The sequence below is a fragment of the Mesorhizobium sp. XAP4 genome (assembly GCF_029269325.1).
Lineage (GTDB): Bacteria > Pseudomonadota > Alphaproteobacteria > Rhizobiales > Rhizobiaceae > Mesorhizobium > Mesorhizobium ciceri.
This window is the reverse complement of sequence record NZ_JARIXW010000001.1, coordinates 1,103,424-1,126,035: the sequence shown is the minus strand read 5'-3', so window position 1 is coordinate 1,126,035 and position 22,612 is coordinate 1,103,424. Positions and strand designations below refer to the sequence as shown.

The following is a 22,612-nucleotide window of genomic DNA, read 5'->3' as shown; positions in this document are numbered from 1 at the left end:
GCATGTCGCCCAAAAGTGGTCCCGGTTTGGGACAACGACATGCATAAACCGAAAGAGATAGAGCCATTCACCGTTTCCACGAAACGGTGAATGGCTCTAACGACCGGCCGGAGTCAGGCTCCGGCCAGCAAGCTCGCATTGCCGCCCGCGGCGGTGGTGTCGACGCAGACGGCCCGCTCATGTGCATAAGCCGCCGGGTTCAACACTTCGCTGACCAGCGGCACGATCGGGCCTGAGCGATCAGCGATAACCCTGCGCACGATGCGCGCGGCCTCTGGTGTGCCGGAAAAAGCAACGATATCGACGCGCAGCGAGCGTGCCTCGACCGGATCAGGCCGCCCGTCGATGGCGGCCAGTGGGAGGCCCTTGCCGGTCAGAGCGGAAAGGGCTGCCGGTGCACCCGGCGCAACGGCCAGCACGGCGTTGCCGGCGGCGAGCGCCTGGATCGTCTGCGCCAGCAGCGTATCACCATCGGGACCAAGGCACAGCACCCGTCCACGTGGCGACAGCGAGAGCGTGTTGGCTTCGCCGGTCGGCCCGGGCAGGTCGACCTGGCCGAAATCGATGCCGGCGGCCGCACCAATGGCCGCAGCACCCTTGCCGCGCAGATGCTTCCTCAGAATGGCGATCCGGTCCGGACGCGTCGACCAGCCACCAAGTGTGGGATCAGGCAGATTGTCGGCAAGCTCGGTCGCCGTGACCTTGTGGCCATCCTGCACATGGGTGCCGGCCTCCGGCCCCTTGCGGAAGCGGCGGAGATAGTGCGGACCGCCGGCCTTCGGCCCGGTGCCGGAAAGCCCCTCGCCGCCAAACGGCTGCGAACCGACGACGGCGCCGATCTGGTTGCGGTTGACATAGATGTTGCCGGCATGGATGCCATCGACGAAATGCTGCACGCGGCCCTCGATGCGGGTGTGCAGGCCGAAGGTCAGGCCATAACCCTTGCGGTTGATGGCGGCGATGACCGCGTCGATCTGGTCGGCGTCGAAACTGGCGACATGCAGCACCGGCCCGAACACCTCGCGCTCCATGTCCTCGATACCCTTGACCCGGAAAACATGCGGCGCGACGAAGCGACCTTCCCTGGGCGCCTCGAGCTTGGCGATCAGCCTGCCCTGCAGGTCCATCTTCGTGCAATACTCGCGGATCGAGCTTTGCGCCTCGTCGTCGATAACCGGGCCGACATCGGTCGAAATCCGCCAGGGATCGCCGACGTTGAGCGCCTCCATGGCGCCCTTCAGCATCTCCAGCATCTTCTTCTCGACGTCCTTCTGCACGTAGAGTACGCGCAGCGCCGAGCAGCGCTGGCCGGCACTCTGGAAGGCGGAGGCGAGGATATCGCGCACCGCCTGTTCGGGCAGCGCGGTGGAATCGACGATCATGGCGTTGAGGCCGCCGGTCTCGGCGATCAGCATGGCGTCGGGCGCGGCCGTCTCGGCCAGCTGCTTCTCGATCAGCTTGGCAACCTCGGTCGAACCTGTGAAGCAGACGCCAGCGATGCGCGGATCGGCGGTGAGCGGCCCGCCGACCGATGGGCCGTCGCCAGGGAGCAACTGGATGACGTCTTCCGGCACGCCGGCCTCGCGCAGCAGTTCGACGGCGCGGAAGGCGATCAGCGGCGTCTGCTCGGCCGGCTTGGCGATCACCGAATTGCCGGTGACGAGCGCTGCCGCGATCTGGCCGGTGAAGATGGCGAGCGGGAAATTCCACGGCGAAATGCAGACAATGGCGCCGCGCGCTTGCGTGCCCGCCTCCGCATTGGCCGCCTCAGTGGCGTAGTAGCGCAGGAAGTCGACGGCTTCACGCACCTCGGCGACGCCGTCGGCCAGCGATTTGCCGGCCTCGCGGGTGGCGAGTGCAAAGAACTCGACGGCATTCGCCTCATAGAGATCGGCGGCGCGGTTGAGGATGGCGGCGCGCTCCGCGACAGGACGTTTTGCCCAAGTCGGCTGCGCTTCCACCGCGAAGCGCACGGCGGTCGCGACTTGCTTGGCAGCTGCTTCGCTGACCGTGCCGACCACTTCGGAAGGCTTTGCCGGGTTGACGATCGGACGCTGCTTGCCATAGCCGGCGGCCCGCGTAATCGGCTTGGCATGCCAGCGATCCGGCCCGGCGAAGGCCGCCCTGGCCTTGTCGATCGCCGCCAGCGTCACCGTGTCGGTGATGTCGAATCCTTTCGAATTGCGACGCCCGGCTCCAAAAATCTGGGAAGGCCGGGCAATCGCCGGATTGGCTGCCGGACCCTGGCTTTCGACCGTTTCGAGCGGATCGCGCGCAATGTCCTCCGGCTCGACATCCTCATCGGTCAGCTGGTGCACGAAGGAGGAGTTGGCGCCGTTCTCCAGCAGCCGGCGGACCAGATAGGCCAGCAGATCGGAATGCGCTCCGACCGGTGCATAGATACGGCAGCGCGTGCCTTCGGACCGTCGCACCGTCTCGTGCAGCGCCTCACCCATGCCGTGCAGGCGCTGGAACTCGAAGGCGTCGCGATTGTCAGCCATCGACAGAATGGCGGCGACGGTATGGGCGTTGTGGGTGGCGAACTGCGGATAGATGCGGTCGGTCATGCCAAGCAGCTTCTTCGCGCAAGCCATGTAGGAGACGTCGGTGTTGGCCTTGCGGGTGAAGACGGGATAACCGGTGAGTCCCAACGTCTGCCCCCGCTTGATCTCGGTGTCCCAATAGGCGCCCTTGACCAGCCGAACCATGATGTTGCGGTCGTATTTTTTGGCCAGCGCATAGAGCCAGTCGATGGCGAAGGTCGCGCGTGGCCCATACGCCTGCACCACCACGCCAAACCCGTTCCAGCCGGCAAGTTCCGGCTCGGCCAGCACCCGCTCGATGACGTCGAGCGATAGATCGAGGCGGTCGGCCTCCTCGGCATCGATGTTGAGACCCATGCGCGAGTGGCGCGCGGCCAGCGCCAGCGACAAAAGCCGCCCGGCCATCACAGGCAGCATCTCTTCCTTCTGCGCCACCTCGTAGCGCGGATGCAGTGCCGAAAGCTTGACCGAGATGCCGTGGTTCTGCCTGATATCAGGACCGTTGGAGCCGGAATCGAGCGACGAAATCGCGTCGGCATAGGCCTTGTGATAGCGCAAGGCGTCGGCCTCGGTGCGGGCCGCCTCGCCCAGCATGTCGAAGGAATAGAGATAACCCTTCTGGGTCATCGGCCGGCCGCGCTTGACGGCTTCAGTGATGGTGCGGCCGAGCACGAACTGCTCGCCCATCTCGCGCATGGCGGCGGCCACCGCCTTGCGGATGACCGGCTCGCCCAGCCGCCGCACCATAGAACGCAGCGTGCCCTCGATGCCGCCCTCGCCTTCGTCGAGGACGCGGCCGGTCAGCATCAGCGCCCAGGTCGAGGCGTTGACGAAGATGGAGCTCGAACCGCCCGAATGCGCCGACCAGTCGTGCGGCGCGATCTTGTCGGCGATGAGGTCGTCCATCGTCTCGGTATCGGGCACGCGCAGCAGCGCCTCGGCCAGGCACATCAGCGCCACGCCTTCCTTGGTGGAGAGACCGTAAGCGGAGAGGAAGACTTCCATCAGCCTTGGATCCGACGAACCGCGCACCGCGCGCACCAGATCGGCGGCACGAGCCGAGATCGCCTTGCGGTCTTTCCCGGAGAGCCCCGTCGCCTCGGCAAGCCGCTTCACGGCCTCGTCTTCGTCGGGCAGGTAGTTGGCGCGGATCTGCTGGCGGATGGCATCGAGCGCTGGCATGGCGGTCCCGTGGATCGAGCAAAGGGGATCGGGCCGGCGGTCACCGGACCGAATGGCGCAAGCTAGCACAAGTGCAAAATTTCGGCCGGTCCAAAGAAATCGACACTGTAGGTCATTCGATCTATCCTAGCGGCATATAACTGACATTTGGACTGCGATTTCGATGACAGAAGACCAATTGGACCGCATAGATCGGAATATCCTGGCCGCACTTGCAAGCGATGGCCGGCTTTCCATGTCAGAACTGGCCGCAAAGGTCGGCCTGTCGAAGACGCCGGTGCAGGCGCGGGTGAAGCGGCTTGAGAAGGACGGCTATATCAGAGGCTACCAGGCGATCGTCGACCGCGAGCGCATGGGCGAAGGCCATGTCGCATTCGTCCAGGTGAAATTGTCCGATACCAGATCCGCCGCGCTCGACGCCTTCAACCGGTCCGTACAGGCTGTGCCGGAGATCGAACAGTGCCACATGATGGCGTCGAGCTTCGATTATCTGCTGAAAGTCCGCACCAGGGACATCGCCGCCTACCGCCGCGTCCTCGGCGAGCGCATCTCGGCCCTGCCCCATGTCGCCCAGACCTCGACCTTTGTGGCGATAGAGACCGTGAAGGATCGGTAGATCACTCCGAAAGCGTCTTCAAGAACGCCACCAGAGCAGCGCGTTCTCGGTCTGAAAGCTTCAACGGGTGAACCTCTGATACCCCTTCGACGCTGGGCGCGGCCTTCGCATAATGCGCCACGACCTCGTCGAGCGACGAAAACTGCCCGGCATGCATATAGGGCGGTCGCGTTGCCGCACCGCGCAGAGACGGCGTCTTGTAAGCGCGGATGAGTTGTGGCGCATTCTTGACCATGAAGCGCAGTTCGCCGCAGGCGGCAACGTCGCCGTCCCGATAGGCGCCAAGGCAGTTGAACGGGTCGGCCTCGACTTGGTGCACGGCATCGATGCGGCCGCGATCCGGCGGCAGGCCCGCAACAGGCGGCACGCCGGTGTTGTGAAAGCTGTTGTCGGTGAAGCGCGGGCCGTTGTGACAGGTCACGCAATTGGCCTTGCCGATGAACAGTTTAAGCCCAAGGACTTCTTGTTTGGAAAAGACTGCGTCGCCCTTCGGCTCGGCACCGGTGGCGAGGTCCAGCGCAAAGCGGTCGAAGCGCGCTGGCGCTGGCGCTATCGAGCGTTCGAAGGCGGCAATCGCCTTGCCGATATTGACGAAGACACCGTTGATGGCGTCGCGCTGCGCGCTGCTCATGGCATTCCAGGCTGCTTTCTCGGCATCGTTTCCAAGTGGGCTGGCATTCAACGGCATGCCGGAAAAATCGGGCAGCGGCCCAAAAATGCGCTCATAGCGCTCGCCGAAGCGCGCCTTGATGTAATGCGCGTAGGCAGCGCGGTTTCCCGCCTGCTCCAGCGGATTTTCGAGCGGCGTCAACGCTTGCGCCCACAGGCTGTCGCGACGGCCATCCCAGAAGAACCAGGGATCGTGCGCCACGCCGGCCAGCGGCATGGTGCGCCGGTTGGCGTGGCCGACGCCGACCGCCTGCGGCAGGTCGTCCTGGAACTGGCGGTCGATTTTGTGGCAGGTCGAACAGGATACCGACCCGTCACCGCTCATGCCCTGATCGAAGAACAGCGTCGAGCCGAGTGCGGCGGCGGCCGGCACATCGGCAAAACGATTGGTGGTGTCGGCCTTGAGCGCCGGCAGCGACGACAGCGCCAGCGAAGCGATAGTCTTCTTTTCTGCGTCGGAAAAATCAGGCTTGCCGCAGCCCACGAGGACGACGGCGACCATCAGCGCCAGAAAGCGGAAAAGGCGCTTCATCGATCGCTCACAGCACCACGTTGAACAGTACGGTATCGGAGCCGGCGCCGGATGAGATGGCGAAACGAAGTTGCCACCAGCCGCTCATGGTGAATTTCAGCCCCTTGATGCGGTAACGGCCTTCGCCCAGGTAATCGGTGACCTGCGGGCTGGTCGGCAGGCCGTGATTGTGTTGCGGCATTCCGCCGGAGATGGCGATCGCGGCGCGCTCCACCGAAGCCCCTGTCTTTGTTTTCAGGGTCAGCAGCCAGGATTCCAGTTCGCCCTGCCGCACCACGCCCCGTTCCGGCACGAAACTCGCCACGTACAGCCCGTTGTCGGTTTTCTTCGTCCGCGCGACATCCGGGCCGGCTGGCAGCGACGAACGCGGCGCCGTCAGGAAGACGACCGCGAGAATGGCGACCAGCAAGGCAGCCAGACCAAGACCCGCCAGAAGATAACGCCATATCGATGCCAAACCGGTTCCTCTTCTGCAGACAACGCTCTGCCGAACGGATCGCATCCCGCCAGCCTGTGGGAAAACGCTGTGGCGGAAAAAACCCTGCTTGCCAAGCATGGCGCTGCCGATGGCAAAAAGCTACAGCACCGGGAAGCACTGGAGGATTGTAGATGGCGGGAACCGGCGTCGCCTCGATCGGCGAATGCATGCTCGAACTGTCGGGCCAGACCGGACCGAACTGGCGCATGGGCTTTGCCGGCGACACGTTCAACACGCTGTGGGCGCTGCACGCGCTGAGCACTGAGCGGCCGGCAACCTATGTCTCGGCCTTCGGCGACGATCCGTTCTCGCAAGCCCAGATCGATTTCTTAGGCCAGAACGGCATCGGCATCGGCTCCAGCCCGATCATAGCGGGCGCACGGCCTGGCCTCTATGCCATCACGCTGACCGGGGCCGAGCGTTCCTTCACCTACTGGCGCGGCGACGCCGCCGCGCGGCAGCTCGCCTCAGACCCGGTTGCATTGTCGAAAAACCTGGTAAATCAGGCGCTTGTCTATTTTTCCGGAATCACTTTGGCAATTCTGGATGAGGCCGCGCGCGCCGTATTGCTGGCGGCCGTCGCCAAGGCGCGCTCGGCCGGTTCACTTGTCGCCTTCGATCCCAACTACCGGCCGCGGCTTTGGCGCAATCGCGAGGATGCACAGGCAGCGATCGTCGAAGCCCTTGCCGCCACCGACATCGCATTGCCGACTTTCCCCGACGAGCAGATGCTGTTTGGCGATGCAACACCGCAAGCGACCGCAGAGCGACTCAGGCAACTGGTTAGCGAGGTCGTCGTCAAGAACGGCGAGCAGCCCGCCCTGATTGCCCAAGGAGAAACACTACGCGAAGTCCCGGCGATCCATGTCGCCGCCCCCGCCGATACGACCGGCGCCGGCGATTCGTTCAACGGCGGCTATCTTGCGGCTCGTCTCGCCGGCCACGACCCGCAGGAAGCCGCGCGCCGTGCGCATCGTGTCGCCGCCGCCGTGGTGCAAGTGCGCGGCGCGCTGGCGCCGTTCGAGACGCTGCGGGCGGCTTTCGAAGGCTAAGGTCGGAAAACTAGGGCAGGCGGAACCTGTATTCCGTGACGTGGTGGTAGATCGCGCCCGGCCACAGCGTTGCTTGCGGGAAATAAGGCCGGTTCGGCGCGTCCGGCCAAATTTGCGGCTCCAGGCAGAAGCCGCAAAAGGCCTTGTAGTTCCGCGCTTCCAGCCCGGTGCGCGGCGTCACATACTGGCCGGTATAGAGCTGGACGCCGGGCTCGGTGGTCCAGACCTCCATCTCGACACCGGAACTGGCGCCTTGCGTCCATGCCGCCTGCTTGAGCGGCCCGCGTGCCGAAGCAAGGCAGAAATTCTGGTCGTAGGGCAGTTGATCACCCTCGGTTTCCATGCGCAGCGGCCGCGCCTGGCGGAAATCGAATGGCGTGCCGTCAACCGGCTTGACCACGCCTGTGGGGATCATGTCGCCATCGACCGGCAGGTAGGCGCCGGCATTCAGCATCATCCTGTGGTCGAGAATGTCGCCTGCGCCGCCATCATCCAGGTTGAAATAGGAATGCTGGGTGAGATTGCACAGCGTCGGCTCCTCGCAGGTGGCGGTCAGCTCGACGCTGAGCGTGCCGGGGATCTTCAGCCGGTAGGTGCAGGTGACGTCGAGCGCGCCGGGAAAACCCATCGTGCCGTCGGGATCGTGCAGCGTCAGCGTGACGAAATCCCTGCCATGCAAGGAAACCGTCCACGCCCGGTGGGAGTAACCTTGCGAGCCGCCATGCAGCGTATGCTTGTCGAGGAAGTTTTGCTCGGTCTGGTAGCGGCTGCCGCCAATGGTGAAGCGGCCGTCGCGGATGCGGTTGGCATAGCGGCCGACGACCGCACCGAAGAAGGCCGTATCCGTCTCGTAGCCTTCCAGACTGTCGTAGCCGAGCACCAGCGGAGCATCGTGCCCGGTCAGGCGCAAATCCTGGATGATCGCGCCCAGACCGATGATGTTGGCTGTGATGCCGCCGCCCCTGATCGTGAAGCGACGCACCTGCTCGCCAGCCTGCGTCGTGCCGAAAACCTCGCCGTCCTTCATCGCCATGCCCGTAAATGCCAGTTGATCCAGAAGACTTCGGCTGGTTTTTCCATGAGAGATGGGCAGGCCATCGGCCTCCCCATCTCAGGGATAGCCTATCAGAGGCCGAGGCCGCCGATGCAGACATATTTGGTGTCGAGATAATCCTCGATGCCCTGATGCCCGCCTTCTTTGCCGAGGCCGGATTCCTTGACGCCGCCGAACGGCGCTTCCGGCGTGGTGATGAGGCCTTCATTGACCCCGACCATACCGTATTTCAGCCCTTCCATCACTCGGAAGGCGCGGCCGAGGTCACCGGTGTAGAAGTAGCAGGCAAGGCCGAATTCGGTGTCGTTGGCGAGGGCGACGGCTTCCTCTTCGGTCTCGAACTTGAACACCGGTGCGACCGGGCCAAAGATCTCTTCCTTCATGAAGCGCATCTTGGGTGTCGCGTTGGCGATGACCGTCGGCTGGAAGAACGAACCGCCGAGCGCATGGCGCTTGCCGCCGGCAACGATCTTGCCGCCCTTTGATGTGGCGTCGGCGATCAGTTCCTCGACCTTCTCGACCGCCTTCTCGTCGATCAGCGGCCCCTGCTGCACACCGTCCTCGAGGCCGGAGCCGACCTTCAGCGCGTTGCTGGCGGCAGCGAGCTTCTCGACGAACTTGTCATAGACACCTGCCTGGACAAGGAAGCGGTTGGTGCAAACGCAGGTCTGGCCGGAATTGCGATACTTGGCGGTGATGGCGCCGGCGACGGCACGCTCGAGGTCGGCGTCGTCGAAAACGATGAACGGCGCGTTGCCGCCGAGTTCCATCGACACCTTCTTGACGGTGACCGACGACTTCTGGATGAGAAGCTTGCCGACCTCGGTCGAGCCGGTGAAAGTGATCTTCGACACCAGCGGATTGGCGCAGATCTCGTCGCCGATCTCGCTGGCCGAACCGGTCAGGATGTTGACGACGCCCTTGGGGAACCCGACTTCCTCTGCAAGCGCGCCCCAGGCGAGACCCGAATACGGCGTCTGCGACGCAGGCTTGACCACGGCGGTGCAGCCGGCGGCGAGCGCCGGGCCGAGCTTGCGGGCCAGCATCGAGGACGGAAAATTCCACGGCGTGATGGCGGCGATGACGCCAACCGGCTCCTTGGTCACCAGGATGCGGCGGTCCGCCCATGGCGAGGGCACGACGTCGCCATAGGTGCGGCGACCTTCCTCGGCGAACCACAATATGTAGGACGCGGCCGAGCCGATCTCCCCCTTCGATTCGAACAGCGACTTGCCCTGCTCGATGGTCAGCAGTTCGGCCAGTACGTCCTGATTGTCCATCATCGCGTCGTGCAGCTTGCGCAGCAGCTTCGAGCGCTCGAGCGCGGTCGTCTTGCGCCAGGTCTTGAAAGCTTCCGCGGCGGCTTCGATGGCGCGGCGGGTCTCGGCCTTGCCCGACTTCGGCACGGTGCCGATCTTGAGACCGGTGGCAGGGTTGTTGACGTCGACCGTCTGGCCGCTGTCGGCCTGCACCCATTCGCCATTGATGAGATTGGCCTGCCGCATGAAATGGCTGGTTTTCTGAAGCATGCTATCCTCCGTTCGGCGCCCTGACGGGCGGGTCTGTGAAATCTTCGGTGCGCGTGCGCCATGGACTGAGGCCGGCACGCCGGAGCCACTGCTCTTTACCGAGGGCAAGGCACGCAAGCAATCGCAAGATGGCATATAGGGCTTGGGCCAGAGCGAGACGAGAGCAGGCTGACGTGCTTACACCGATGCCTTACCCGAAAACGTACAAGACAACAGTCAGCCAGAACGCGGTGGTGACGGCGGCGCAGGCCGTGGCGAGGGTCATCTGGTTCGACGCCAACGCCTGGCCGGTGTTGAACTGCACCGCGATCAGATAGGAATTGACGCCGGATGGCATCGCGGCCACCATCACCGCCACCTTGGCCGTCAAGGGCGGCATGCCGAGCAACCAGACGAAGACCAGCACCAGCGCCGGCATCAGGAACAGCTTCAGCACCGAAAGCGCCAACGCCGGCCGGACATTGCCCGATATGCCGAAACGGCGCAGGCTGAGCCCCATGGCGAACAGCGCCACTGGCCCGGCAGTGTCAGCCAGCGTATCGACCAGCCGCGTGGCAAGGTTCGGCAGCGGCGCGCCGGTTAGGCGCCAGGCCAGCCCGGCCAGGATACCGATGATCAGGGGATTGGTGAACAGTCTTCTCAGAAAGCTCTGGACGATGCGCAGCGGGTGTACGGGCTCACTGCCACCGCGGCCAAATATCTCGAACATGATGATCGAAGCCATCATCATGGTCGGCAGATGCACGGAAACGAGCAGCGACAGCACTTCGAATCCCCTGGACCCGAATACGCCGAGAACGAAGGGAATGCCCAGCAGCACCACATTCGAGAAGGACGACGACACTCCACCGACGATGCCTGCGCGTGCGTCCCGCCCGAAGATCCGCGTCGTCACCAGATGGCCGGCAGCCCATGTCATTGCAACCGCCGTGAAGTAAGCGCCCCACAGCGGCCAAGGCGCCACGCCGTGGAAGTCGGACTTCACCATCGTCTGGAACAGCAGCAGCGGCATCGCCACGTTGATGGCAAATTCCGAAATCCCCTCGCCGCTCGCCGGCTTCAGATAGCCGGTGAGCCCGGCGAGGTAGCCGAGCGCGACAAGGCTGAAGACGAAAAGAACGGTTTCGGTGAGCGGAGACATTTTTACCGTGAGGGGCGGGTTCCCCGTGATAGGCGAGCCAGGACCGCGACGCAATCGCGCCTGAATTTGATCATCGTCGGCTGGCAGCGTTATAGAGGGCTTGGATCATCAGGGCGGACACGGACGACAAATAGCCTTTGTCCGACTCTCGAACCTCCGTCTTTTGCAGCGGGCATGGCTGACGGCTTTCGTCGCCGCACTGCTTTGTCTTGCCGCGACCGCGCTTGCAGTTGCCGAGACGAAAAGCGACGCGCGCAGCGTCACCGATCGAGGCCGCATTCACGGCGACGCTGAAGGTATTCACCAGGGAAGCCTTCCGATGCAATGGCCTTCGCGCAGAACAATCTCGGGGATGTCAGCTGGAATCGGGCCAGCTATGGCGGCGGCAAGGCCGAATATCAAAAGGCGATCGGATTCTTCGAGAACGCCAAGCAGCGCTTTACCGAAGCCGGCTACACCAGCCATCCCTCTCACCGACCAGAAGGTCGATCTGGTGAAGAAGCAGATGGCGAAGAAGTAGGTCTACGCTTCCCGCCGACCGCGCCTTGTCTTTCGGCCGGCTTTACCGTCCCTATATGTCCTGCCACCGGAACCCCTTGCCGGGAACCGCAGAAGGATAGCGGATGATTCGATTTGCCTTGGCGTTGTTCCTGCTTGTTGTTCCCGGCGTGGCGCACGCCACGGATGCAGGCTGGGCGCTGCTGCGCGACGGCGGACACGTCGTGCTGCTGCGCCATGCCATGGTCACCGGCACCACCGATCCGGCCAATTTCGACATCGACAGCTGCGCCACCCAGATGAACCTGTCGGCGCGCGGCAAGCAGCAGGCGAGCAAGATCGGCGCTCTGTTTGCCGCTCGGGCGGCACCGATCGAGCGCGTGCTGTCCAGCCGCTATTGCCGCTGCCTCGACACCGCCCGCATCGCCTTCGAGGCCGACCCGGAACTCTTTGCACCGCTCGATCTCCTGAAAGGCGACGAGACGCAGAAGGCCGCGCAGACCGCTGCGATCCTGAAGGAAATCCGCGCCTATTCCGGCTCCGACAATCTGGTCATGGTCACCCATCTGGAAGACATCGTGGCACTGACCGGCATCTCACCGCGCGAAGGTGAGGCCGTCGTCGTCGAGCCGCAAGGCGATGGCCTGCGCGTGCTCGGCCGCGTCACCTTCTGAGCGTGCTGCGCGCGATCGCTGACGCCGAAAGCGGTGTTGCTGAAATGCCACCGTTGAAAGAAGCCGCAAATTCGCCGTGACAATGCCGCTTGCGACAACCCGTCGCAGGGGCTATAGGCGCGCTCCCGGTCACGAGAACCGAAGCGAGCACAACGGTTGGAGCTTTCGTCTCCGCCCGTGCAGGCGGCATTGCCGCCCTGCATACGGCGCCGCTTTGGGGATTGGGATCGCGGATGTAGCTCAACTGGGAGAGCGCCGGACATAATCCGGAGGTTGTGGGTTCGAGTCCCTTCATCTGCACCACGGATAGCTCAGTTTGGTTAGAGCATCAGATTGTTAATCTGACTGTCGAAGGTTCGATTCCTTCTCCATTTGGCCTTTGAAAAGCCATCCGAAAAACGGTCCGGGGACTGGAATGCGAAAGACTGGACGGGTGACCCAAGCTTTCGGGCGCGGATCATCCCAAGCGTCTTTCGCCATCGGCTCGCGGCCAGGCCCGCGGTGACGATCAAGGCGCGGTGTCGCCGGCAAGGGAGGCTAAGGCCTCCTGCGCCCGCTTCGCTGCCCCGCGATCCGCTCCCGAAGGCCCGCCACGGCTCGATGCCACCAGTCCCCGGATCATTCGTGCCCGGGCTACGACGCAAGAGACGACGTGAAACGAGAAACGAAGGGAAGATCGACGCATGACGTGACGCCTCGCATGGGGCCATGCCCGACAGGAGTAAGACAATGACCATTCTCGACAAGGTTCTTGGACGCGAGCGCGTCCTCGTAAAGGAAAACGAACGTGCCCTCGCCCTCCACAAGGGGGAGATCAAGGCTGTCCTGCTGCCGGGCGAGCACTGGCTCGCCACCCGGCGCGGCAGCCTCGAAGTGTCTCGGCACGATCTGAAGAACCCGGAATTCGTTTCGGCATACGAGAAGGCGTTGTTCGACAAGCTTCCGGATGTGGCCGCGCGTCATTTCACCGTCGTTCGCACCGGGCGCACGGATGTCGCCGTCATCGAGCGTGACGGCAATCTGCACGCCGTGCTGGCACCGGACCGCAAGCTCGTGCTGTGGACGGATGCCGGCCCGTGGAAGGTGACGCTGATCGACACGTCAGTCGATCTCGCCATCGATGCGGCGATCATGCGCCGGCTCGGCCAGGCCCGGAAGGCGGAATTGATGTCCGTCCATCCGGTCGTCGATGGTCAGGCCGGACTGCTGTTCATCGACGGTGTCCTGGTCAGGACGCTGACGGCGGGCGTGCATGGCTTCTGGAACGTCGGACGCATGGTGCAGATCAAGGTCGTCGACCTCAAGCGCCAGTCGCTCGACGTTGCCGGGCAGGAAGTGCTGACCAAGGATCGCGTGACGATCCGCGTCAACATCGCAGCCGAATACCGGGTCGTCGATCCGGTCAAGGCGGTCAGCATGGTGAAGGACTTCTCCGAAGCCCTCTACCGCGCCCTGCAATATGCCTTCCGCAAGACGCTTGGCGCGCTGACACTCGATCAGATCCTCGAAAAGAAGGTGACGATCGATGAGGAAGCGGCAGCCAAGGTCCGCGCCGACATGGCCGAGATCGGCGTGGAGGTCAGCGATATCGCGCTCAAGGATGTCATCCTGCCGGGCGAGATGCGCGAGATCCTCAACCAGGTGGTGTCGGCCGAAAAGCAGGCCGAGGCCAACATCATCCGTCGCCGCGAGGAGACGAACGCGACCCGTTCCCTCCTCAACACGGCCAGGGTGATGCGGAAAACCCGGTGATGCTGCGGCTGAAGGAGCTCGAGGCGCTGGAAACCATCGCCGGCAAGGTCGAGCGGCTGACCGTCCACAACGGAACGGGCGGGCTGCTGAACGATCTGGTCAAGCTTCGCGACAGCTGATGCATGTCGCCAAAAGTGTTCCGCTTTTGGAAAAACGACACGCATCGAAATAAGGCTGACGTTGCGTCAACAGAAGGGCCGCCGGGTAAACCGGCGGCCCTTCTTGCGTTTCGAAGGAACCCTACCCATCTGCGCCCGGCGTATCAGGCCTTTTCCTGCCGGAAAAAACCGATTAGACAGCGCCCAAACAAGATGCGGACAGATTCCGCCCGCAACCGAAGGAAAAGCCCTTGTCCACCACGTTCGACAAAGTCGCCAAGATCATTGCCGACACCAGCGAGATCGATATCGACACCATCACGCCCGAGAGCCACACGATTGACGATCTCGGCATAGACAGCCTCGATTTTCTCGACATCGTCTTTGCCATCGACAAGGAATTCGGCATCAAGGTGCCGCTGGAAAAGTGGACCCAGGAGGTCAATGACGGCAAGGCTTCGACCGACGATTACTTCGTCATGAAGAATCTGTGCGCCAAGATCGACGCGCTGGTCGCCGCCAAGACCGCCTGACGTCAGTTAAGCGCACGATCTTGACGCGCTCTGCCGCCTGACCCACAAAGCCGCACATGAGCAGCCCCCGCGACGTCGTCATATCAGGTATCGGCCTTGTCTCCTCGCTGGGGGAAGGTCCTGACGCCCACTGGCAGAAGCTCGCGCAACCGGGCCCGCGGCCGGTGCTCGAAGCGACGCGCTTTGCACCCTATACTGTCCATCCGCTGCCTGAGATCGACTGGAACCTGCAGATCGCCAAGCGTGGCGATCAGCGCCAGATGGAAACCTGGCAGAGGCTCGGCACCTATGCTGCCGGCCTTGCACTGGACGACGCCGGCATCAAGGGCGATGACGAACTCTGCGCGACCATGGACATGGTTGTGGCGGCGGGCGGCGGCGAGCGCGACGAGGCGGTCGATGCCGCCATTCTCGCCGCTTCGGAAAGCCGCAATGACCGCGATGTACTGCTCAACGAGAAATTGACCACCGAATTGCGCCCGACACTGTTTCTGGCCCAATTGTCCAACCTGCTCGCCGGCAACATCTCCATCGTCCACAAGGTCACCGGTTCGTCCAGAACCTTCATGGGCGAGGAAGGTGCCGGTGTCGCCGCGGTTGAAACGGCCGCCGCACGCATCCGCTCGGGTCAGTCGACGCATATCCTGGTCGGCGGTGCCTTCCAGACCGAACATTCCGATATGCTGCTCGGCTATGAACTCGCCGGCTATCTGCATCGCGGCCCATGGAAGCCGGTTTGGCAAAGACAGGGCACTGAGGGCGGTGGCGTCGTGACCGGCTCCGGCGGCGCCTTCCTGGTGCTGGAGCAGCGCGAACACGCGATGAGCCGCGGCCGCAAGATCTATGCAGAACTTGGACCGGTCGTCTCCGGCCGTGCCCGGCGGCCACGGGGAGAACTCGACGCCGAGATCGCCGCACTGCTCAAGCAGGCTGCATTGCCGAACGGCAAATTGCTGACCCTGTCGGGCGCATCGGGCGCGCATGCGGCGACAACAGCCGAGAAGGCAGCGCTCGATGCCAATCCGGCGATCGCCGCGCGTGGCTTCTCGACGCTGACCGGGCACATGAAGGAAGCACAGTTTCCTTTCGCTGTGGCACTGGCGGCACTCGCTGTCGACCGCAAGGCCGCCTATCCTGTTTTTGATGCCGCAGCCGAGACGCCGTTCGAAGGCGTTCCCCAATCCGTCCTTGCAACGGCGATCGGCTATCACCAATTCGAGGGCATGGCGCTGGTCAATGCCGCGTAATGCGGCTCCACGATCCATGCTGCAACGATAAGAGGGCTCCCGGATGGCCAATCTCAGAGATCACATGGGCAGGCCGATCGTCGCCGTCACCGGCATCGGCGTGGTGACCTCGCTTGGCGTCGGCAAATCAGACAATTGGGCGGCACTGACCTCCGGCAAGTCGGGCATTCACCCGATCACTCGCTTTCCCATCGATCAATTGAACACCCGCATCTCCGGCATGGTCGATTTCCTGCCGTCGAGCTCGAAAGGCGCCAGCCCACTCACCTATGAGCTAGCCGAGCTTGCGGGCTTAGAAGCGGTGAGCGAAGCCGGTCTTGATTCCAGCGATTTCGGCGGACCGCTCTTCCTCGCATCGCCGCCAGTCGAACTCGACTGGGCCGAGCGCTTCTCGCTCTACAATTCTGACAAGGACAAGGATGACACCGCCGCCGAAAGACTGCTTCGGGTCGCGCGTAGCTTGAAAGAGCTGGATATTTTCGAGACCACCCAGTTCGGTTCGATCGCCGGCCGCCTTGCCGATCGCCTTGGCACGCGTGGTCTGCCGATCACGCTGTCGACGGCTTGCGCTTCAGGCGCCACCGCGATTCAGCTCGGTGTCGAGGCGATCCGACGCGGCGAATGCGACCGTGCGCTGTCGATCGGCGCGGACGGTTCCGCGACCGCCGAGGCATTGATCCGTTTCTCATTGCTTTCGGCGCTCTCCACGCACAACGACATCCCCGAAAAGGCGTCGAAACCCTTCTCCAGGGATCGCGACGGCTTCGTGTTGGCCGAGGGATCCGGGGCGCTGGTGTTGGAATCGCTTGAGACGGCATTGGCTCGCGGCGCGACTATTCTCGGCGTCCTGGGCGGTTGCGGCGAGAAGGCCGACGACTTCCACCGCACCCGCTCCAAACCGGACGCTTCACCGGCCATCGCCGCGGTCCGCGCCGCCCTCGTCGACGCCGGACTGGGTGAAGACGAGATCGACTACGTCAATGCCCACGGCACCTCGACGCCCGAAAACGACAAGATGGAGCATCTGGCGCTGTCGACGGTGTTCGGCGAGCGGATCGGCTCGATGCCGGTCTCGTCGAACAAATCGATGATCGGTCACACACTGTCGGCGGCGGGCGCTGTCGAGGCGGCTTTCTCGCTGATGACGATGCGCGAAAGCGTCATTCCGCCGACCATCAACTATGACAATCCCGACCCCGCGATCGTGCTCGACGTGGTGCCGAACAAGAAGCGCAACGCCGAGGTCCGCACCGTTCTGTCGAGCTCCTTCGGCTTCGGCGGCCAGAACACTTGCCTTGTCATGGCGCGGGAACCGGTCTAAGCGACCTTTTTCAGCCAGACTGAACCGACAGGCCCCATGCGCGCATTGCAACTTATAGAGGACCGCCGTCTTGAGACGGTGGACCTGCCGCCTCCTCCACCGCCGGCACTCGGCGAAGTCACGCTGCGCATCAAGGCAGTAGCGCTGAACCATATCGACGTCTGGGGCTGGCGCGGCATGGCCTTCGCCAAGCGCAAGCTGCCGCTGGTCGTCGGCGCGGAGGCATCCGGCGAGGTCGAGGCGGTTGGCCCCGGCGTTTCCAGCCTGCTGCCCGGACAATTGGTGTCGATCTATGGCGCGCGCACCTGCGGCCTCTGCCGAGCCTGCCGCGAAGGCCGCGACAACCTTTGCGAACATGTTTCGGGCGTGCACGGTTTCCATCTCGACGGTTTCGCGCAGGAGAAGATCAATCTGCCGGCCCGCCTGCTGGTCCCTGCCCCGCCCGGCGTGACCGACATCGGCGCGGCGGTGGCGCCCGTCACCTTCGGCACCGTCGAGCACATGCTGTTCGACAACGCCAGGCTTCAACCCGGCGAAACCATCCTTATCCATGCCGGCGGATCCGGCATCGGCTCGGCGGCCATCCAGCTGGCCAAGCGGATGGGCTGCACGATCATCACTACGGTCGGCTCCAACGACAAGATCGACAAGGCCAAGGCGCTCGGCGCCGACCATGTCATCAACTACCGCGACGACCGTTTCGAGGGCGTCGTGCGCAAGCTGACCAAGAAGAAGGGCGTCGACGTCGTCTTTGAACATGTCGGCGCCGACACATTCGCCGCCTCGATGCTGTGCCTGAAGCGTGGCGGCCGCCTGGTGACCTGCGGTTCGACCTCCGGCGTGTCGACGCAGATCAATTTGATGCAGCTGTTCCAGCAGCAATTGAAACTGCTTGGCTCCTTTGGCTGCCGCATGGAAAACATGGCCAACGCCATGCAGAAAATGGCGGCGGGACAAGTCGCACCCGTCATCGACACCGAAGTCGGCTTCGACGGTATCGACGCCGCGCTGAAGCGCATGGAAGGCCGCGACGTTTTCGGCAAGATCATCCTGCGCGTCGGCTAGAGCCTTGACCTCTGTATTCAAGAAGTTCCGCCGGGACCTCAAATTTCGTTACGGCAGGCAACTGCGCCAGCTCAATTACTGGCTGGTGGCGCGGGCAGCGATGATGGTCATCTCGGTCCTGCGCCTGCTGCCGGCCGACAGTGCGCTGAATTTCGCCGACCGCGTCGCACGCCTGGTCGGCCCCCGGGTGGGACGCCATCAGGTCGCCGTCGACAATCTGCGCAAGGCCTATCCGGAAAAGAGCGAAGCCGAAATCCAAGCGATCGCCTCCGACATGTGGGGCAACATGGCCCGCTTGGCCGCGGAATACATTTTTCTCGACGCCCTCTTCGACTACGACCCCGCGGCCAGCGAGCCCGGCCGCGTCGAGGTCAAGGGAGCTGACCACTTCGTCGAAATAGCCAGCGAAGAGAAGCCGCATATCGTCTTTACCGGCCATCTCGGCAATTTCGAATTGCTGCCGGTGGCGGCCGCGACTTTCGGCATGAACATCACTGCGCTGTTTCGCCCGCCTAACAATCCCTATCTCGCCGACTACATCCTCTCGACGCGCCGCTCGACCATGGGCTCGTTGCTGCCATCCATGGCGGGCGCGTCATTCGCCCTGGCCGGGCTTCTGGAGAACGGCGGCAACATCGGCATCCTTGTCGACCAGAAATTCTCCAATGGACTGGAGACGACATTCTTCGGCCGTCCCTGCCAGAGCAATCGCGTGCTGGCCACCCTTGCCCGCCACTACGACTGCGACGTCTATCCGGCGCGCTGCGTCAGGCTGCCAGGCAACCGCTTCCGGCTCGAAATCGAGGACAAGTTAACCTTGCCGCGCACCGCTGACGGCAGCGTCGATGTCCGTGCCACCACCCAGCGTCTCAACGACGTCGTCGAGCGCTGGGTGCGAGAAGATCCCGGCCAGTGGATGTGGTTCCACAAAAGGTGGGAGATCAGCGGCGGGCGTCGAAAGCGACCGCAGGCAAAGGCGGTCCCAAACGCTTAGGCAGAGCTGCTGGCGTGGGGTTAGCCCAGCGCCAGCAGACAACAGCGAACCTGAACCGCCTTAGTTGGTGACGACAATGCGCGTGTTGCCGAAACCCACTTCCCGCACCATCGAATAGAACGTGGCGGCATTGGCCGTGTGCAGCCTCACGCAGCCATGCGACGCCGGGCGGCCGAGCTGCCTGACGGCGCCGGTTCCATGGATGGCATAGCCGCCATGGAAGAACACCGAATAGGGCATCGGCGACATATGGTATTTGCGCGAATACCACATCCTGGCCGTGCGCTGCGGCCGATAGGTGCCGCGCGGCGTGAAATAGCCGGTGCGGGCGGTGGAGACACTCCACCGGTAAACCGACGCGCCATATCTGACGGTCATCGTCTGCGACGACACGTCTATATTTGCAACGAGGCTGGCTGCCCAGCCCTGCCCCGAAGCACCGAACAGCATTGCAACAAACATGGTTGCCATGAGAACTGTCTTTTTCATGCGATCAAACCCCTTTGATTGCCCCTAACCTGCCTGCCTGATTGTTTTTCATCTTTTTAATGGCAGATGCACGGGCTAACACACACACCTTGACCAATTCGCCAATCCAAAGCAGCGAATTTGAACGATTTCCCGCAATAGTTGCCGCAACGACACGCCGCACCGGCTTGATCGCCGGCGGGCTTGCAAAATCGCTGGGATCGCTGCTCAACTCTGCGCATGAACCAGCGACTCCTCCAGGCAATCGATGACAGGCGCGACGACGTCGTCGCGCTGACCGCCGAGCTGATCCGTTTTCCGACCATCAATCCACCCGGCGAGGCCTACCGGCCATGCGCCGAATATCTCGGCGCGCGGCTGAAGAAGAGCGGTTTCGAGACCGAGTTCATCCGCGCCGAAGGCACGCCCGGCGACACCGACCGCTACCCGCGCGTCAATGTCGTTGCCCGTTCCGAAGGCAGGTCGCCGGGCGCCTGCGTCCACTTCAACTCGCATATCGACGTGGTCGAAGCCGGTGATGGCTGGACCGTCGATCCCTTCGCCGGCATCGTCAGGGACGGCAGGGTCTATGGCCGCGGCGCCTGCGACATGAAGGGCGGCCTTGCCGCCTCTATCATCGCAGCCGAGGCCTTCCTGGAAGTCTTCCCCGATTTTCCCGGCGCCATCGAAATATCCGGCACCGTCGACGAGGAATCCGGCGGCTTCGGCGGCGTCGCGCATCTGGCCAGGCTCGGCTATTTCTCAAAACCCAGGGTCGACCATGTCATCATTCCCGAGCCGCTGAACAAGGACCGCATCTGCCTCGGCCATCGTGGCGTCTGGTGGGCGGAGATCGAGACCAAGGGCGAGATCGCGCACGGCTCGATGCCGTTTCTCGGCGACAATGCGGTGCGCCACATGGGCGCCGTGCTGCGGGCTTTCGAGGACGAACTGTTTCCCGCGCTCGACCGCAAGATGACGCGCATGCCGGTCGTGCCCGAAGGAGCAAAACGCTCGACCATGAACATCAACTCGATCCATGGCGGCCAGACCGAGGATTTCCGGCCCGGCCTGCCGTCGCCCAACGTGCCCGACTCCTGCCGGATGACCATCGACCGCCGTTTCCTGCTCGAGGAGGATCTCGACACCGTCAAAGGTGAAGTGACCGGCATTCTCGACCGGTTGAAACGCGAGCGGACAAAATTCGACTATGAAATCCGCGACCTGATGGAAGTGCTGCCGCTGATGACCGAGCGCGACGCGCCGGTGGTCAAGGCGGTTGCGCAAGGCATCATGGCGATCTTCGACCGCGAACCCGATTATGTCATTTCGCCCGGCACCTATGACCAGAAGCATATAGCTCGCATCGGCCATATCTATGATTGCATCGCTTATGGGCCTGGCATTCTCGACCTCGCCCATCGGCCGGACGAATGGGTCGGGATATCGGACATGGTGGAATCGGCCAAGGTGATGGCGATAGGGCTCAACGTGCTGCTGCGCGGCACAGCCACGGGATAAGGTGTGCACCGCGACAAGCTTCGACTGCCGATGCGATCGCCAGGACAAAAACATTCCCGGCCACGCCAAGGGGCAGAACGAAACGCAATTTACTCCGTGGCGAAATCACGCTTCTATCACTCGGGTTCGAGCACGTGTCTGAACGCATGGGGAGTTGCACGATGAAATTGTGGAAAACCATTCTGGCGGCCGCGGTGCTGTCGCTGGCCGCCGGCAGCTCTGCGTTCGCCGCGCGAACCGACCTGGTCATCGGCATTCCGCTCGAACCCCCGCATCTCGATCCGACCGCCGGTGCCGCCGCAGCGATCGACGAGGTTCTCTATGCCAATGTATTCGAAGGCCTGACGCGCATCGGGCCGAATGGCGAGGTGCTGCCGGATCTGGCCGAAAGCTGGACCATTTCCGATGACGGCACGGTCTACACCTTCAAGCTGCACACCGGCGTGAAATTCCATGACGGCACCGACTTCGATGCCGCCGACGTGAAATTCTCGCTCGACCGGGCGCGAGCCGACAACTCCGTCAACGCACAAAAGGGCCTGTTCGCCGCCATCGACAAGGTCGACGTCGTCGATCCGGCAACCGTCAAGGTCACGCTGAAGAACCCGCAGGGCTCGTTCCTCTACAATATGGGCTGGGGCGACGCGGTGATCGTGGCGCCGGAATCTGCCGACACCAACAAGGAAAAACCGATCGGCACCGGCCCGTTTAAGTTCCAGAGCTGGGCCAAGGGATCGTCGATCACGCTGGTCAAATCGGACAATTACTGGGGCACGCCGGCGTCGCTCGACAAGGCCGAGTTTCGCATCGTGCCGGATGCCGCGGCCTATGTGCCGGCGCTGCTCTCGGGCGACATCCAGGCTTTCCCGTTCTTCGATGCCGACAGCGTCGCCCAGGTCAAGGACGACCCGCGCTTCAAGGTGGTGATCGGCGCGACCGAGGGTGAGACCATCCTGTCGATCAACAACAAGAAGCCGCCTTTCGACAAGCTGCAGGTGAGGCAGGCGATCTCTTACGCGCTCGACCGCAAGGCCATCATCGACGGCGCCTCGGCCGGCCTCGGCCAGCCGATCGGCTCGCATATGTCGCCGGCCAACAAGGACTATGTCGACCTCACCGGCCGCTACCCGCATGATGTCGCCAAGGCCAAGGAATTGCTGAAAGAGGCAGGCCTCGAGAACGGCTTCAAGGCGACGCTGAAACTGCCGCCGCCCACCTATGCCCGTCTCGGTGGCGAAATCATTGCCTCGCAGCTTCGCGACGTTGGCATCGATCTGGAAATCATTCCGGTCGAATGGGCACAGTGGCTGGACCAGGTATTCACCAAGAAGGATTACGACCTGACGATCGTCTCCCACACCGAGCCCAACGACATCGATATCTATTCGCGCAAGGATTATTACTTCAACTACGACAACCCGGCCTTCGACAAGGTGATTGCCGATCTCGGCGTCACCTCCGACGAAGCCAAGCGCAAGGAATTGCTGGGGCAAGCGCAGAAGATCCTGGCCGACGATGCGGTGGTCGGCTTCCTCTATGAATTGCCGAAGATCGGCGTCTGGGACGCCAGGCTGCAAGGGCTGTGGGAAAACGCCCCGATCCAGGCCAATGATTTGACCAAGGTGAAGTGGAGCGAGTGATCCCC

General features: G+C 63.2%; 20 protein-coding genes, 2 tRNA genes and 1 pseudogene. 14 read left to right on the top strand and 9 right to left on the bottom strand.

The features are described 5' to 3' along the window. Nucleotides 1-113 precede the first annotated feature (113 nt). Nucleotides 114-3,725, bottom strand: a complete 3,612-nt coding sequence (putA, locus tag P3C39_RS05620; RefSeq protein ID WP_275952843.1) for a bifunctional proline dehydrogenase/L-glutamate gamma-semialdehyde dehydrogenase PutA — start codon at nt 3,723-3,725, stop codon at nt 114-116. A gap of 163 nt (nt 3,726-3,888) precedes the next feature. On the opposite strand from putA, the gene P3C39_RS05615 reads away from it, so the two are divergent. Further along, nucleotides 3,889-4,341: an Lrp/AsnC ligand binding domain-containing protein gene (locus P3C39_RS05615; RefSeq protein ID WP_275952842.1), complete on the top strand. Its 453-nt coding sequence runs from the start codon at nt 3,889-3,891 to the stop codon at nt 4,339-4,341. Nucleotide 4,342: 1 nt separating this feature from the next. On the opposite strand, the gene P3C39_RS05610 is transcribed toward P3C39_RS05615, so the two are convergent. Then, nucleotides 4,343-5,542, bottom strand: coding sequence for a cytochrome c peroxidase (locus tag P3C39_RS05610; RefSeq protein ID WP_275952841.1), 1,200 nt, complete (start codon nt 5,540-5,542; stop codon nt 4,343-4,345). A 7-nt stretch (nt 5,543-5,549) separates the two neighbouring features. Next, complete coding sequence (locus tag P3C39_RS05605; RefSeq protein WP_275953162.1) at nt 5,550-5,999, bottom strand: FixH family protein; 450 nt, start codon at nt 5,997-5,999, stop codon at nt 5,550-5,552. A gap of 152 nt (nt 6,000-6,151) precedes the next feature. Between P3C39_RS05605 and P3C39_RS05600 the strand changes: the two genes are divergently transcribed. Then, nucleotides 6,152-7,072: a sugar kinase gene (locus P3C39_RS05600; RefSeq protein WP_275952840.1), complete on the top strand. Its 921-nt coding sequence runs from the start codon at nt 6,152-6,154 to the stop codon at nt 7,070-7,072. A gap of 10 nt (nt 7,073-7,082) precedes the next feature. On the opposite strand, the gene P3C39_RS05595 is transcribed toward P3C39_RS05600, so the two are convergent. From P3C39_RS05595 to P3C39_RS05580, 4 genes are all read right to left on the bottom strand, one after another. Beyond that, a complete protein-coding gene (locus P3C39_RS05595; RefSeq protein WP_024501271.1) occupies nt 7,083-8,105 on the bottom strand; it encodes an aldose epimerase family protein in 1,023 nt (340 codons plus the stop codon). 92 nt (nt 8,106-8,197) lie between these two features. After that, nucleotides 8,198-9,655 carry an NAD-dependent succinate-semialdehyde dehydrogenase gene (locus P3C39_RS05590; protein WP_013531228.1) on the bottom strand — a complete coding sequence of 486 codons (1,458 nt, stop codon included), beginning with the start codon at nt 9,653-9,655 and terminating at the stop codon, nt 8,198-8,200. A gap of 190 nt (nt 9,656-9,845) precedes the next feature. Continuing rightward, a complete protein-coding gene (locus P3C39_RS05585; RefSeq protein ID WP_127369760.1) occupies nt 9,846-10,796 on the bottom strand; it encodes an AEC family transporter in 951 nt (316 codons plus the stop codon). Nucleotides 10,797-10,866: 70 nt separating this feature from the next. Next, on the bottom strand, nt 10,867-11,100 hold the full coding sequence (locus tag P3C39_RS05580; protein WP_275952839.1) for a hypothetical protein: 234 nt from the start codon (nt 11,098-11,100) through the stop codon (nt 10,867-10,869). A 20-nt stretch (nt 11,101-11,120) separates the two neighbouring features. Between P3C39_RS05580 and P3C39_RS05575 the strand changes: the two genes are divergently transcribed. The 10 genes and pseudogenes from P3C39_RS05575 to P3C39_RS05530 all read left to right on the top strand — a co-directional run bounded on the left by P3C39_RS05575 (nt 11,121) and on the right by P3C39_RS05530 (nt 18,978). Then, nucleotides 11,121-11,423 (top strand): hypothetical protein, encoded by a 303-nt coding sequence (locus P3C39_RS05575; RefSeq protein WP_245268538.1) that lies wholly within the window; start codon nt 11,121-11,123, stop codon nt 11,421-11,423. Next, nucleotides 11,420-11,968, top strand: coding sequence for a histidine phosphatase family protein (locus tag P3C39_RS05570; protein ID WP_013531226.1), 549 nt, complete (start codon nt 11,420-11,422; stop codon nt 11,966-11,968). Before P3C39_RS05575 ends, P3C39_RS05570 begins: the two co-directional genes overlap by 4 nt. A gap of 229 nt (nt 11,969-12,197) precedes the next feature. Further along, nucleotides 12,198-12,271 (top strand) — tRNA-Tyr (locus P3C39_RS05565). A gap of 1 nt (nt 12,272) precedes the next feature. Continuing rightward, nucleotides 12,273-12,339, top strand: a tRNA-Asn gene (locus P3C39_RS05560). A gap of 358 nt (nt 12,340-12,697) precedes the next feature. Then, nucleotides 12,698-13,839 (top strand): annotated as a pseudogene (locus tag P3C39_RS05555) (slipin family protein). A 230-nt stretch (nt 13,840-14,069) separates the two neighbouring features. Beyond that, nucleotides 14,070-14,351 carry an acyl carrier protein gene (locus tag P3C39_RS05550; protein WP_010909964.1) on the top strand — a complete coding sequence of 94 codons (282 nt, stop codon included), beginning with the start codon at nt 14,070-14,072 and terminating at the stop codon, nt 14,349-14,351. Nucleotides 14,352-14,407: 56 nt separating this feature from the next. Next, the gene (locus P3C39_RS05545) at nt 14,408-15,598 is read left to right on the top strand and encodes a beta-ketoacyl-ACP synthase (RefSeq protein WP_064993697.1); all 1,191 of its coding nucleotides are present in this window, start codon (nt 14,408-14,410) and stop codon (nt 15,596-15,598) included. 43 nt (nt 15,599-15,641) lie between these two features. Next, entirely contained in the window at nt 15,642-16,919 is a 1,278-nt protein-coding gene (locus P3C39_RS05540) for a beta-ketoacyl-ACP synthase (protein ID WP_013531223.1), read from the top strand. A gap of 36 nt (nt 16,920-16,955) precedes the next feature. Continuing rightward, the gene (locus tag P3C39_RS05535; protein ID WP_013531222.1) at nt 16,956-17,984 is read left to right on the top strand and encodes a zinc-binding dehydrogenase; all 1,029 of its coding nucleotides are present in this window, start codon (nt 16,956-16,958) and stop codon (nt 17,982-17,984) included. Nucleotides 17,985-17,988: 4 nt separating this feature from the next. Beyond that, a complete protein-coding gene (locus P3C39_RS05530) occupies nt 17,989-18,978 on the top strand; it encodes a lipid A biosynthesis lauroyl acyltransferase (protein WP_275952836.1) in 990 nt (329 codons plus the stop codon). Between the two features lie 60 nt (nt 18,979-19,038). On the opposite strand, the gene P3C39_RS05525 is transcribed toward P3C39_RS05530, so the two are convergent. Both P3C39_RS05525 and P3C39_RS05520 read right to left on the bottom strand, forming a co-directional pair. After that, a complete protein-coding gene (locus tag P3C39_RS05525) occupies nt 19,039-19,467 on the bottom strand; it encodes a L,D-transpeptidase (protein WP_013531220.1) in 429 nt (142 codons plus the stop codon). 4 nt (nt 19,468-19,471) lie between these two features. Further along, nucleotides 19,472-19,678 (bottom strand): hypothetical protein, encoded by a 207-nt coding sequence (locus P3C39_RS05520; RefSeq protein WP_127384794.1) that lies wholly within the window; start codon nt 19,676-19,678, stop codon nt 19,472-19,474. A gap of 8 nt (nt 19,679-19,686) precedes the next feature. Between P3C39_RS05520 and P3C39_RS05515 the strand changes: the two genes are divergently transcribed. Both P3C39_RS05515 and P3C39_RS05510 read left to right on the top strand, forming a co-directional pair. Beyond that, complete coding sequence (locus tag P3C39_RS05515) at nt 19,687-20,967, top strand: acetylornithine deacetylase/succinyl-diaminopimelate desuccinylase family protein (protein ID WP_063168179.1); 1,281 nt, start codon at nt 19,687-19,689, stop codon at nt 20,965-20,967. Nucleotides 20,968-21,128: 161 nt separating this feature from the next. After that, nucleotides 21,129-22,607: an ABC transporter substrate-binding protein gene (locus P3C39_RS05510; protein ID WP_275952835.1), complete on the top strand. Its 1,479-nt coding sequence runs from the start codon at nt 21,129-21,131 to the stop codon at nt 22,605-22,607. Nucleotides 22,608-22,612 lie beyond the last annotated feature (5 nt).